A 12,924-nucleotide genomic window follows, 5' to 3' on the forward strand; every position below is an offset into this window, starting at 1 on the left:
AAATTGCAGCTTTGGTCGATTCCAGATGAGATTCAGGTACGTAATAAATTAGTTTAAGCATATAAAATTCCTAATAATTTTAAATAGTGGTTATAGATTAATGATATTCGAAGCGAACCAAAGCATGATATTTTAGCTGTTCCAAATACAGCTGTCAGATCTATAGATGGAGCTTATAGTCAGATGACACTCACCGCCTCCTCGCCACGCCCAGCCGAAACGTTACTTATCCTGTTCGCAGGCATTTCAAGTTTAATTGTGGCACATGGTCTAGGACGATTTGCATTTACCCCCTTACTGCCTTATCTCATTCAAGATAATGTGATCACACTTGCTCAAGGGGCTAATCTCGCAACTTGGAATTATATTGGCTATTTGGTCGGTGCACTGGTGGCAGTCTCTCTACATGGACGAAACAGCACGCAAAGTGTGCTGATCTGGGCATTACTCGTCAATGCAGGATTGACTATTTTGCAAATTATCACAACAGATTATACGTTTTTTCTACTGCTGCGTTTATGCAATGGTATCACCAACGGGCTGGTGTTTGTGCTTGTCCCTGCGCTGATTCTTGAATGGTTGGCAGAGCATCATAAAACACAGTTAAGCGGGCTGATGTTTACAGGCGTGTCGATTGGGCTCATTTTAGACAGCATATTAATCGACTGGTCATCGGCATGGTTTAGCGGACAATTGCGCTGGATTCCAATCGGCTTGGTGGCGCTGCCGCTGGCGTTATTTAGTGTCTGGCAACTTAAGAAAATTACATTATCTTCTCACCCTACAGTCGTCATTCGTTCATCACGCTTACTAGACCGAAACAGTACTCCGTTATTTATCGGCTATGCAGGTGCTGGCTTAGGCTATATTTTACCGATGACATTTTTGCCTACACTAGCACATGAGTTAATTCGTAACCAGCCATTCATTCTGACCAATATCTGGCTAATTACGGCACTTTCTTGCCTAATCTTGTTACCTTTCTGGAATAAGCTCGGTGCAAGTACCAATGACCGCTTTGCACTGATTTGTTCTTATATTGTGCAAATTTTAAGCTTGATTGCTGTATTGATCTTTCATAATGCAATCGGTGTGGTGATCTGCGCGATTTTGATGGGTGGGAGTTTTATGGGGACTGTGGTGTGCTCTCAGCGAATTGCGCGAATCTTTCAACCGCATCAAGGCCCTAAACTGTACGCAGCGCTGATTAGCCTATATGCTGGCACCCAACTAATTGGACCGTGGCTGGCTAAACTCTGGATTGATCATGGAGGGACATTACTGCAAAGCTTTTATATGGGCTTGGCAGCTCTGATCTGGGGCCTGCTCTGGACACTGCGTACACCGAATCCCGCGAATGTGGTTACGACACATTAAGGCGTAAATAATTTGCCACAATCCAGAGCATTTCCAGACTCATCACCATGCCAAATAACCACCACCCTCTGCGTTTGTGTTGAACTGTGTGCTTATTAGAATACATTGCAGATACATCCTTTTTTTATTGTGCTGATAAATCTAAAGCAAAAGCCATACCACAGCACAAAATATAAACAGCATAAAAAAACGCCACACAAGGTGGCGTTTTTTTATGCGGCTGAATTAGCCAATAAATTTACGTGCGTTACGGAACATACGTAACCATGCACCATCTTCAGTCCAGTTTTCTGGTGACCAAGAATGTTGAATAGCACGGAAGTTACGCTCTGGATGCGGCATCATAATGGTTGCACGGCCATCTTTAGAGGTCACACCTGTAACAGCTTCTGGTGAACCATTCGGGTTCAGCGGATAATGCTGAGTTGGGTTACCCAAGCTGTCGACATAACGTAAAGTAACTTGCTGATTGGCATTTAAGCTCGCCAAATGAACATCGGTTGTCACTACACGACCTTCACCGTGAGCGACTGCAATTGGCAAGATCGAACCTTGCATATCTTGCAACAATACCGACACCGATTTTTCAACACGCACGTTTACGCTACGCGCCTCAAACACTTCCGAAACGTTACGATGGAAACGTGGCCATGCATCAGCACCCGGAATAAGCGGTGCAAGCTGTGACAGCATTTGACATCCGTTACAAATCCCCAGACTAAAGGTATTGTCACGATGGAAGAAGCTCTCAAACTGATCGCGTAATTTCGGATTAAACAGCACCGATTTGGCCCAGCCACCACCTGCACCCATGACATCACCGTAAGAGAAGCCACCACATGCCACCAAACCTTCAAAATCTTGAAGATCGACACGACCGGCGAGTAAGTCACTCATGTGAACATCAATGGTGTTGAATCCGACTTTATCAAAAGCCGCCGCCATTTCAACGTGCCCATTGACACCTTGCTCACGCAAAATCGCCATATTTGGACGACGTGTCGCAATGAAAGGCGCTTCAACTGGTTCGTTTAAATCAAAAGTAGCTTGTGCAATCAAACCTTTATGATCTTGATCTGAAATCAAGGCAAATTCTTGGTCGGCAGTTTCAACGTTGTCACGTAAACGCTGAATTTGATGAGACACTTCTGCCCACGCACGTTGTAATTCGGCACGTTCAAAAGTTAAACCGTTCACAGTTAATTGATCTGAACTGTTCACACGGCCAACTACCGAAATCGCATCTTTAAGGCTAGAAGCCGAAATTTCAGCTTGTACAGCGTCCCAATCTGCAGCTTTTAACTGAACCACTGCACCAATTTCTTCTGCAAACAGGCTTTCAACGCTTTGCTGTTCAAGTGCAACACCTAAACGTGATGCAAACATCATTTCGGCAACCGTAGCGAGCAAGCCACCATCACCGATATCGTGATAGGCTTGAATTAAACTGCGATTATTCCAGTCTTGTACCAACGCAAAAAATGCTTTTAAGTCATCAAAACTGTCAACATCTGGCGTAACCGTCCCGATTGCCTTGTATACTTGAGTGAGAATCGAAGTGCCGAGACGGAACTGGCCTTTCGATAAATCGATACGAACCAGAACAGATTCATCAAATTTTTTCAGCTCTGGTGTTAAGGTTTTACGCACATCACTCACAGGTGCAAATGCAGTAATCACACCCGACATTGGCGAAGTCACGGCTTTGTCTTCACCATTATCATTCCACGTCGTACGCATGGAAAGCGAGTCTTTACCGACCGGAATCGCAATACCCAGCGCAGGGCACATTTCCATACCAATGGCTTTTACACCTTCAAATAAAGCTTGATCTTCACCTTTTTGACCTGCAGCTGCCATCCAGTTTGCAGAAAGTTTGATGTCACCAATTTGTTCGATATTGGCCGATGCAATATTAGTAATCGCTTCAGCCACCGCTAGGCGTGCAGATGCCGCAGGGTTTAACAATGCCACCGGCGGGCGTTCACCCATTGCCATAGCTTCACCTGTGTACCCTTGAAGGCTGGTTGTGGTCACCGCAGCATCGGCAACAGGCACCTGCCATGGGCCAACCATTTGGTCACGTGCCACCATCCCAGTAATCGAGCGGTCACCAATGGTGATCAAGAACGATTTAGATGCCACAGTTGGGTTTTTAAGTACACGGAAAATGGCATCTTTTAAATCGATCTGTGTCGTATCAAAAGCTGTACCTTCACGTTCAATGCTTTCATAAGAACGTTGCATACGAGGCGTACCACCTAGCATGACTTGCATCGGGATATCCACCGCATTGTTTTCAAACAATGGATCTTCAACCGTTAAATGACGCGCTTCAGTTGCTTCACCAAGCACAGCAAACGGACAACGCTCACGCGCACAGATTTCTTCAAACTGAGCCAAAGACTCTGGACGAATCGCAAGCACATAACGTTCTTGTGCTTCGTTTGACCAGATTTCCATTGGGCTCATGCCAGGCTCAAGCGATGGAATTTTACGTAAATTTAAAATCGCACCCAATTCATGGTCGTTTACCAGTTCAGGCATCGCATTTGAAAGACCACCTGCACCAACGTCATGAACAGACACAATCGGGTTGAAATCTTCTAGGCGCCAGCAGGTATCAATCACTTCTTGGCAACGGCGCTCCATCTCTGGGTTTTCACGTTGTACAGAAGCAAAATCAAGGCTCTCACCCATGGTACCGCTGTCTACAGAAGATGCTGCTCCACCACCCAAACCAATCAACATGGCTGGTCCGCCCAGTACAATCAGTAAATCGCCTGGTTGAATTGCATCTTTTTCGACATGATCTGGACGAATGTTGCCGTAACCGCCCGCAATCATGATTGGCTTATGGAAGCCTTTCACTTCTCCGTTGACATTTTGTTCAAATGTACGGAAATAACCGTTTAATGCCGGACGGCCAAATTCATTGTTAAATGCTGCACCACCCAATGGACCTTCAATCATGATTTGAAGTGGAGATGCCATACGTGACGGTTTACCGTAGTTTTCTTCCCAAGGCTGTTCAAAGCCCGGAATATTAAGGTTTGAAACGGTAAAGCCGGTCAAGCCTGCTTTTGGTTTACCCCCACGGCCTGTTGCGCCTTCATCACGGATTTCACCGCCTGAACCCGTTGCAGCACCCGCAAATGGCGAGATTGCAGTTGGATGGTTATGGGTTTCAACTTTCATCAGGATGTGTGCAGCCTGACTTTTATATTTATAAATATAATGACCGGTGTCATTGTCTTTTTTTGGATAAAAACGCTGAGTATCGTAGCCCACAATCACAGACGCATTATCTTTATAGGCAGATAACACTTCGTCTGGTGACTCTTTATAGGTGTTTTTAATCATCTGGAACAAGGATAACGGCTGTACTTCACCATCAATCGTCCACTCTGAACCAAAGATTTTATGACGGCAGTGCTCTGAGTTTGCCTGAGCAAACATCATCAGCTCGATATCGTTCGGGTTACGGCCCAATTGAGTAAAGGCATCGGTAAGGTAGTCAATTTCTTGCTCAGACAATGCAAAACCAAATTCATTGTTGGCTTTAACCAGTGCCGCTTTACCCTCACACAAAATATCAATCGAGTTGAGCGGTTTTGGCGAAGTTTCCAAAAACAATGCATTGGCACTGTCAATTTCTGCAAAAACTGTTTCAGTCATGCGGTCATGAAGTGCTTGTTTCACTTCATTGGTCATTTCGCTAATCCCTTTAAGGGTAAACAAAATACCACGCTCTAAACGATGAATCGGTGTATTACAGTTTTTGAAAATATCGGTGGCTTTAGACGACCACGGCGAAATGGTGCCGATACGTGGCGTCACCAAAACTTGGATTTCATCTGTTGCCGCCTGACGCAGCTCAAACGATGATCCATCATTTAATAGTTGTAATGCAGATTGATGCTGCTGCTCGTTGAGCGCTTGATCAAACAGATAAACCCATTGGCTGTCAAAAGATTGTACAGAACTAATTGACGATAAACGTGTTAATAGTTGAGCTTTCTTAAAAGAAGAATGTGCTGGTGCACCGGCCACGATAAACATGTTGATTTTGGCTCCACGGGCAAGTCTGATGAACTTTACCGCAATGTGACTTTAGAGAGAGCGCATATTCTACTGTGAAAAGCAAAAATCGGCTAGATGAACATTCCGTATTATCTAAATGAATTGCATCAAAATAATCACAATCACGAAAAGAAATTAAATTTCACTAAAAGCGCCAACTTCTGTCGCACTGATCTAGTGCTTTTTTCTTTTTTTTGGCATCATGAAATCAGAGATCTCAAGAAAAGTTATAAATGGAACAAATGCGCTGGTTAGAGCTGCTTTCAGCGGTTCGTTTAGGTAGTAAAAAAAGTAAAACTGAATTGGCCCGTAGCCCATATCATAAAGATTATGATCGCATCATCTTCTCGCCGAGTTTTCGACAACTAAACCGCAAAACTCAAGTCCACCCGCTCACCCAGCAAGATGGCATTCACACACGGCTCACACATTCACTTGAAGTGTCTTGTGTTGGGCGCACATTAGGAATGTTAGCTGCTGAAAAAATCAAGAATGAACTTCCCGCGTGGATTTCTCCATCAGACATCGGTGCCATTATTCAGGCTGCGTGTCTTGCACATGACATTGGCAATCCACCTTTTGGTCATGCAGGTGAATATGCCATTCGTGACTGGTTCGATGAAGCTGAAAATCAGCGCTATCTTGAAGGCCTTACCCCCGAACAACATGCCGATGTATGTCAGTTTGAAGGCAATGCCCAAGGCTTACGTATTTTAACGCGTCTGGATTATCACCCCAATGACGGTGGGATGCGACTCACTTTTGCTACACTGGGTGCTTATTTAAAATATCCGTGGTTGTCTCATCCGGTTGACCATATCGACTCAACGCATCTGCGCTCCAAGTTTGGCTGCTATCAGTCTGAAAAAGAAGTGCTGGTGCAAATTGCAGAACAACTTGGGCTCATCCAGTTGGGCGAATATCATTATTGTCGCCATCCTTTAACCTATTTACTCGAAGCGGCCGATGATATTTGTTATGCCCTGATTGATCTTGAAGATGGCATCAGCATGAACATGCTCGAATATGATGAAGTTGAGCCTTATTTTCTGAATTTGATTGGTGACTATGGCACCCCACACGAACTGACCCTCCCGCACGCCACATGGCATCAGAAAGTCGCGGCCCTACGTGGACGGGTGATGAAACGCTTAGTTGCAGAAGTAACCAATGCCTTTGCACGTCATCATGATGAAATACTGGCGGGTAAGCTCAATGGCGGTTTATTGCAATATTGCCCAAGTGATATTCATATTGGTATTCAAAATGCAAAAAACCTGACTCGAGATAAAATTTTTGATCATCCACACAAAGCGGATCTTGAATTACTGGCACACTCGAGTTTGCAGCATTTACTCGATGCTTTTATTCCGCTTGCCCAACCAAAACAGCGGCTACGCTTTAAAGATCAGCGTTTAATGGTAATTTTGCAAAATCTTGGCATGATCATGAGTGATGATCTCTATCAGAACATCATGCAGATTTTAGATATTATCAGCCGTTTTTCCGACCATCAGGCTTATGCCATTTCGCAAGAGCTCAAAGGCAATAAAGTCAGCATGTTTTAAATTTTAGTCGCCAGATCAAATCAGTTGCTTGTACAACAGCCGGTTATTTGCTGTGGAGTATCAAGATTTTTGTTATTGTATTTTTTGAATTTGAAGAGTGATTGAATCGCATGATTGGTTGTTTAATTGGTGAAGTTTTTGCGCTTGAGGCGCCGACCGTATTGCTGAATGTCAATGGTGTCGGTTATGAAATCGACACGCCGCTATCAACATTTTGTCAGTTGCAAAAAAGACAACGCGTCACATTATGGACGCATCTGGTGGTTCGAGAAGATGCACAGCAACTATTTGGTTTTATCGATGCACAAGAAAAGTTGGTTTTTAGAACGCTACTCAAAGTGAACGGTGTTGGTCCCAAAATGGCATTGGGCATTTTATCTACCCTTAGCATAGATTTACTGATCCATACCATTGAGCATGACGACATCAATACTCTTATTAAAGTTCCTGGGGTAGGTAAAAAAACAGCCGAACGTTTAATGATAGAGTTACGTGATCGCTTCAAAGCCTTATCTACTCCGAGTGGCACAGGCTCCGCTATGGCGCCAGCACAGATCCAGTTTAGCGCTAACTCCCCCGTGGCAGAAGCAGAAGCCGCCTTACAGTCATTGGGCTATAAACCAGCAGAAGCACAAAAAGCAGTGGCAGCAGCAAAAGCCAGCCACACTGAAGCAGCCGATATTATTCGTGCTGCATTAAAATCGATGATGAAGTGAGCCGTCAATGAGTGATCGTTTAATCAGTGGCAGTGAAAAACCAGAAGATCATTTTGATCGCGCCATTCGTCCTACCTCGCTCGCTGACTATATTGGTCAGCCCGTGGTTCGTGAGCAAATGGAAATCTTTATTGGTGCGGCACGTGGCCGAGGTGAAGCACTGGATCATACGCTTATTTTTGGTCCTCCTGGCTTAGGAAAAACCACACTGGCCAACATTATTGCCAGAGAAATGGGTGGAAACCTCAAGTCAACTTCAGGCCCGGTGCTTGAGCGTGCCGGTGATCTTGCCGCCATGCTGACCAACCTTGAAGAAGGTGATGTGCTGTTTATCGATGAGATTCATCGTTTATCGCCGGTCATCGAAGAAATTCTGTATCCAGCAATGGAAGATTATCAACTGGATATCATGATTGGTGAAGGGCCTGCTGCGCGTTCGATCAAGCTTGATCTTCCACCGTTTACCCTAGTGGCCGCCACAACACGAGCAGGTCTACTCACCTCGCCGCTGCGTGATCGATTCGGTATTGTCCAGCGTCTTGAATTTTACTCGGTCGAGGATCTGACCCATATCGTGACGCGCTCTGCAAATCTGATGGATGTTCCGATCACACATTCGGGTGCGGCCGAAATCGCACGTCGTGCACGAGGTACGCCGCGTATCGCCAATCGTTTGCTCCGACGAGTACGTGATTATGCGCAGGTAAAAGGGACTGGTGAAATTACACAAGAAATGGCGCAACGTGCACTTGATATGCTGAATGTAGACAAAGACGGGCTAGACACACTCGATCGACGTTACTTAAGCATGCTGCTTGAACGTTTTGATGGCGGACCGGCAGGTGTGGAAGCATTGGCTGCCGCTATGGCAGAAGATAGCGGAACGCTTGAAGATGTGATTGAGCCGTATCTTATTCAACAAGGTTATGTGATGCGTACCGCTCGTGGCCGAATTGCCACCAACATGGCGTATTTACAATTTGGCTTAACCCCGCCAGAGCCTAAAAGCTAATTTTTAAGAATGTGCCAGCGAGAAAAAATTGATCTCTGGCACATTTAAATCGTGGCTTTTTTACATATATCATTTCTCTAATTTTTATAATAATCAAAGAATAAGTATACGTATTAAGTATTTTTTTATACTTAATACGCTCATGCAATTTCGCCATAAAATTGGCAAAATAACGTTATCAAAATACAAAAAACGATTTTTGAAAAAGGAATTTTCTCTTGAAACAATTTAAAAAAGCACTGCTATGCACGCTGTCACTTTTTACAGTCTGCACAGCGAGTTATGCCGATTGGGTGAAACAGTCAGCTCAACAAGTTGAACCGCAAACAATTCAGTTACGTCATCAAATCCATCAGCATCCCGAACTTGGGAATATGGAGTTTCAAACCTCAAAACTGGTCCAGTCCGAGCTGAAATCTTATGGTATTGAAGTAAAAACCGGTTATGCTAAAACAGGCGTGGTGGGCATATTAAAAGGTGCAAAACCAGGTCCGGTAATGGCATTACGTGCCGATATGGATGCACTTCCTATGCAAGAGCAAACAGGACTTCCCTTCGCAAGTCAAACCAAAGCCATCTATCAAGGTAAAGAAAGTTACGTGATGCATGCTTGTGGTCACGACGCGCACACCGCGATGCTTCTGAGCGCTGCAAAAATTCTCGCTCAGCATAAAGATAAAATTGCGGGCACAGTGGTGTTTCTATTTCAGCCTGCTGAAGAAGGCGGTGCAGATATTGATAACTTTACTCAGGGTGATCAAATTGGATCACGTAAAATGATTGCAGATGGCGCATTAAATCAACCAAAACCTGAAGTGATATTTGGTCTTCATGTGATCGCGGGTATGAAAAGTGGAGAGCTATATTACAAAGATGGTGTGATTTTAAACAGTGCAGATCAGCTTCGTATTCGTGTTACGGGACAAGCCGTACACGGCTCAACACCTTGGTATGGACGCGATCCTGTTGTCGCTTCAGCAGAGATTATCAATAATTTACAGACCTTGATAAGTCGTCGTACCGATTTATCTAAAGGAATGGGCGTTGTCAGTATTGGAAATATTCAGGCAGGCACGGCAGGTAATATTATTCCTGAGCAAGTTGCTATGGTTGGGACTATTCGTTCTAATCATGAAGATATTCGTCAAACGATTCTAAAAGATTTACCTGTTATGGTTGAGCACATTGGCTTGGCAAATGATGTGAAAACCCACGTTGATATCGCACAGTATGCTCCGGTCACCTCAAATAATAAAATATTAACTGAATCTATGCTGCCAACACTTAATGCCGTTGTTGGTGTGCAAAAACTACATCGCCTAGATACGAATGCCAGCGCGAGTGAAGACTTTTCATACTATGGCCAATACATGCCATCATTGTTTGTATTTCTTGGAGCAACCCCAAGCACAGTTGAACTTAACAAAGCCGCACCAAATCATAATCCTAATTTTATTGTCGATGATGCAACTTTAAAAACAGGCGTTGAAACACATGTGCGGTTTGTTTTGGACTATCCAAATGTAGCGCAAAAAGTACAAGATGCTTGGTTAAATAAAGATCAGAATCCATCTTAATTGAAACTGATGGCAATTTAAATGAGTGCACTCTGCTTAAAATTAAACAATTATGCATCGCTAAGATTTTAATTATTCTGGGTTTTTATGAAAAATTCCAGAATTTTTTTTCCGTTTAAATCATCATGATGATTGGAGTGTTGTGCCATTGGACGCTTCAGATAAGCTGATAAACTTCAATGCGGTAGAACCTTGGCGCATGAGCAAATTTCTCTACTTTTCCCACAGATTTTGAACAGCGCCAACTCAAAACACAATATTGAATCAAAAGACGGAACACTCTCATGGCGAATAAATTCGAATTCCAAATTCGTGTATATATTGAAGATACTGATGCCGGCGGTATCGTCTATCATGCTAACCATATTCGCTATCTTGAAAGAACTCGTACAGAATGGCTTCGTGCCTCTGGCATCGATCACTACTGGCACCAAAAAGACTATAACTTTGTTGTGCACAAAATTGCACTGAAGTACATTCGCCCAATCATGATGGACGATATGATCACTGTTACAGCAAGTGTAGTTTCATGTAAAGCTTCGTCATTTGTATTGCAACAAAATATATATCGTGGTGAAATCATGCTAGCTTCTGGTGAAGTGGAACTGGCGTGTTTAAATGCTGAATTGCGCCCTCGTCGTTTACCAGATGAAATTCGTGGTCTTATTCTTCAAGAATTGGAACAAGCTTAAAAAAACAAACTTTGGCATACGTAACTATGGCAACACCAGCTCAATCTTCATTGCATATTTCTGATCTTATTTTACAAGCAAGTCCTGTGGTACAGGCCGTAATGTTGATCTTACTTTTCGCATCGATTTATAGTTGGTATCTGATTGCCAAGTTACATATGAGCTATAAAAAATCTGCACAACAGGATGAACATTTTCAAAAAATGTTCTGGTCGGGTGCAGAGCTGAATACGCTTTACAACAATGCACAGCTCAACTCAAAACGCACAGGTCTTGAAGATATCTTTTATCATGGACTGGGTGAGTTTTTTAAACTTAAAAAGCGCCATGCTCCCGCCTCTCAAAGTATTGAAGGAACTGAGCGAATTTTACGTGTCGGTTTAAGTCGGGATCAAGGCCGCCTCGAACAAGGACTTGGTGCCTTGGCCAGTATTGGTTCTGTTGCACCTTATGTTGGTCTGTTTGGGACTGTGTGGGGCATCATGAATGCCTTTATCGGTTTGTCAGCAGTTGATCAAGTCACCCTGGCCACTGTTGCACCAGGCATCGCAGAAGCACTTATTGCCACAGCAATCGGTTTGTTCGCTGCAATTCCAGCGGTACTCGCCTTTAACCATTATACAGCTAAGGGTGAAGCGCTTTATTCTGACCGCGCACTTTTTGCAGAAGAAATGGTCGCATTGCTGCAACGTCAATCTGTAGGTTCCACTCAGGAAGACGTATAATGGCCATTCAGCGTTCCGGGCGCTTTGAGCGCATTAAAAAGCCGTTAAAAAGTGACATGAATGTCGTACCCTATATTGATGTCATGCTGGTGCTCTTGGTTATTTTTATGGTGACTGCTCCAATGATCACCAGTGGTATTAAAGTAGATCTACCACAAGCCAATAACACACCAATTGAATCTAAAGAACCCGCAATCGTAACCCTTGGACAAGATGGCCAGATTTTTCTGCAATATAAAGATCACAAAGAAGAACCTGTTTCACTCGATCAGCTCAAAAATATATTAGGAGAGGCTCAAGCTCAGGCTGATCAAAGCAATCAGAAGCTGACTGTATTGGTCAATGGTGAAAAATCTAGACCTTATGGCGATGTGGTTTCACTCATGTCTACTTTACAAGCAGCAGGTTTAACACAAGTTGGTCTGCTTACAGAACCATTAAAGTAACCCATGAAAAATTTTCAAAAGCCCGCTTTTAAAGAACGATCAATTGCACTCGGATTTACACTTGGTGTTCATACGCTGGCAATTGTTGGCTTACTTTATTTGGGCTTAAGTAAACCACCTGAACCGCCTAAAAAAATCACCACTGTACTGGTGAACCCTGCCGATTTGGCTTTACCTGTTCAAGAAGCAGATACGACGAGTACGCAAGTCGCACAGAACATACAGTCAACACAAACACCCAATCAAGAAGCTCCCATTATTCCTGCAAGTCCTCAAGAGCAATCTCAATCTGAGGTAAATGCCGCCGCACTCGCAGCAGCAACGGCTGCCGCAAAAGCTCAAGAGCTGACACAAGCAAAAAAAGCAGCAGCTGAAGCAAAGCGTGAAGCAGAAGATAAAGCTCGAGCTGAAGCTCAAGAAAGATTAAAAGCCAAGGCAGAGGCTGCTGAAAAGACTAAAGCCGATGCAGCCGAAAAGGTCAAAGCTGAAGCCGCTCAAAAAGCTAAAGCCGATGCCGCTGCAAAAGCCAAAGCGGATGCCGCTGCAAAAGCCAAAGCGGATGCNNNNGCAAAAGCCAAAGCGGATGCTGCTGCAAAAGCCAAAGCGGATGCTGCTGCAAAAGCCAAAGCTGAAGCCGCTGCAAAAGCCAAAGCTGAAGCAACAGAAAGGGCCAAAGCCGACGCTGCTGCAAAAGCCAAAGCGGATGCCGCTGCAAAAGCCAAAGCGGA

At 44.0% G+C, this 12,924-nt stretch carries 11 protein-coding genes; 9 read left to right on the top strand and 2 right to left on the bottom strand.

All coding sequences use genetic code 11. The annotated features are described in order from the left end of the window. Nucleotides 1–183: 183 nt before the first annotated feature. On the top strand, nucleotides 184–1,377 hold the full coding sequence (locus ADA42_RS15410; protein ID WP_048766088.1) for a YbfB/YjiJ family MFS transporter: 1,194 nt from the start codon (nucleotides 184–186) through the stop codon (nucleotides 1,375–1,377). Here ADA42_RS15410 and ADA42_RS18895 read toward each other — a convergent pair. Next, a complete protein-coding gene (locus ADA42_RS18895; RefSeq protein WP_004939335.1) occupies nucleotides 1,364–1,483 on the bottom strand; it encodes a KGW motif small protein in 120 nt (39 codons plus the stop codon). The genes ADA42_RS15410 and ADA42_RS18895 overlap by 14 nt on opposite strands. A 119-nt stretch (nucleotides 1,484–1,602) precedes the next feature. Continuing rightward, nucleotides 1,603–5,439 carry a phosphoribosylformylglycinamidine synthase gene (gene purL, locus ADA42_RS15415; RefSeq protein ID WP_048766089.1) on the bottom strand — a complete coding sequence of 1,279 codons (3,837 nt, stop codon included), beginning with the start codon at nucleotides 5,437–5,439 and terminating at the stop codon, nucleotides 1,603–1,605. A 254-nt stretch (nucleotides 5,440–5,693) separates the two neighbouring features. Between purL and ADA42_RS15420 the strand changes: the two genes are divergently transcribed. The 8 genes from ADA42_RS15420 to tolA form a co-directional block, all read left to right on the top strand. Further along, nucleotides 5,694–7,028 carry a deoxyguanosinetriphosphate triphosphohydrolase gene (locus ADA42_RS15420; protein WP_004939340.1) on the top strand — a complete coding sequence of 445 codons (1,335 nt, stop codon included), beginning with the start codon at nucleotides 5,694–5,696 and terminating at the stop codon, nucleotides 7,026–7,028. 110 nt (nucleotides 7,029–7,138) lie between these two features. Continuing rightward, nucleotides 7,139–7,744, top strand: a complete 606-nt coding sequence (gene ruvA, locus ADA42_RS15425) for a Holliday junction branch migration protein RuvA (protein ID WP_048766091.1) — start codon at nucleotides 7,139–7,141, stop codon at nucleotides 7,742–7,744. 7 nt (nucleotides 7,745–7,751) lie between these two features. Then, complete coding sequence (gene ruvB / locus ADA42_RS15430) at nucleotides 7,752–8,756, top strand: Holliday junction branch migration DNA helicase RuvB (protein ID WP_004939345.1); 1,005 nt, start codon at nucleotides 7,752–7,754, stop codon at nucleotides 8,754–8,756. 218 nt (nucleotides 8,757–8,974) lie between these two features. After that, complete coding sequence (locus tag ADA42_RS15435; RefSeq protein WP_048766094.1) at nucleotides 8,975–10,333, top strand: amidohydrolase; 1,359 nt, start codon at nucleotides 8,975–8,977, stop codon at nucleotides 10,331–10,333. Nucleotides 10,334–10,617: 284 nt separating this feature from the next. After that, the gene (gene ybgC, locus ADA42_RS15440; protein ID WP_004939350.1) at nucleotides 10,618–11,025 is read left to right on the top strand and encodes a tol-pal system-associated acyl-CoA thioesterase; all 408 of its coding nucleotides are present in this window, start codon (nucleotides 10,618–10,620) and stop codon (nucleotides 11,023–11,025) included. A gap of 26 nt (nucleotides 11,026–11,051) precedes the next feature. Continuing rightward, nucleotides 11,052–11,750 (top strand): protein TolQ, encoded by a 699-nt coding sequence (tolQ, locus tag ADA42_RS15445; protein ID WP_048766096.1) that lies wholly within the window; start codon nucleotides 11,052–11,054, stop codon nucleotides 11,748–11,750. Continuing rightward, on the top strand, nucleotides 11,750–12,196 hold the full coding sequence (tolR, locus tag ADA42_RS15450) for a protein TolR (protein ID WP_004939356.1): 447 nt from the start codon (nucleotides 11,750–11,752) through the stop codon (nucleotides 12,194–12,196). The genes tolQ and tolR overlap by 1 nt, the downstream gene beginning before the upstream one ends. A gap of 3 nt (nucleotides 12,197–12,199) precedes the next feature. After that, a partial coding sequence (gene tolA / locus ADA42_RS15455) for a cell envelope integrity protein TolA (protein ID WP_048766099.1) occupies nucleotides 12,200–12,924 on the top strand: 725 nt, incomplete at its 3' end.

Source organism: Acinetobacter sp. 243_ASPC (assembly GCF_001054715.1).
Classification (GTDB): domain Bacteria; phylum Pseudomonadota; class Gammaproteobacteria; order Pseudomonadales; family Moraxellaceae; genus Acinetobacter; species Acinetobacter soli.

What these genes read in the sequence shown, in the direction of transcription:
- ADA42_RS15410 (WP_048766088.1), top strand. Translation starts at nt 184, where the DNA reads ATGACACTCACCGCCTCCTCGCCACGCCCAGCCGAAACGTTACTTATC.
- ADA42_RS18895 (WP_004939335.1), bottom strand. Translation starts at nt 1,483, where the DNA reads ATGTATTCTAATAAGCACACAGTTCAACACAAACGCAGAGGGTGGTGG.
- purL (WP_048766089.1), bottom strand. Translation starts at nt 5,439, where the DNA reads ATGTTTATCGTGGCCGGTGCACCAGCACATTCTTCTTTTAAGAAAGCT.
- ADA42_RS15420 (WP_004939340.1), top strand. Translation starts at nt 5,694, where the DNA reads ATGGAACAAATGCGCTGGTTAGAGCTGCTTTCAGCGGTTCGTTTAGGT.
- ruvA (WP_048766091.1), top strand. Translation starts at nt 7,139, where the DNA reads ATGATTGGTTGTTTAATTGGTGAAGTTTTTGCGCTTGAGGCGCCGACC.
- ruvB (WP_004939345.1), top strand. Translation starts at nt 7,752, where the DNA reads ATGAGTGATCGTTTAATCAGTGGCAGTGAAAAACCAGAAGATCATTTT.
- ybgC (WP_004939350.1), top strand. Translation starts at nt 10,618, where the DNA reads ATGGCGAATAAATTCGAATTCCAAATTCGTGTATATATTGAAGATACT.
- tolQ (WP_048766096.1), top strand. Translation starts at nt 11,052, where the DNA reads ATGGCAACACCAGCTCAATCTTCATTGCATATTTCTGATCTTATTTTA.
- tolR (WP_004939356.1), top strand. Translation starts at nt 11,750, where the DNA reads ATGGCCATTCAGCGTTCCGGGCGCTTTGAGCGCATTAAAAAGCCGTTA.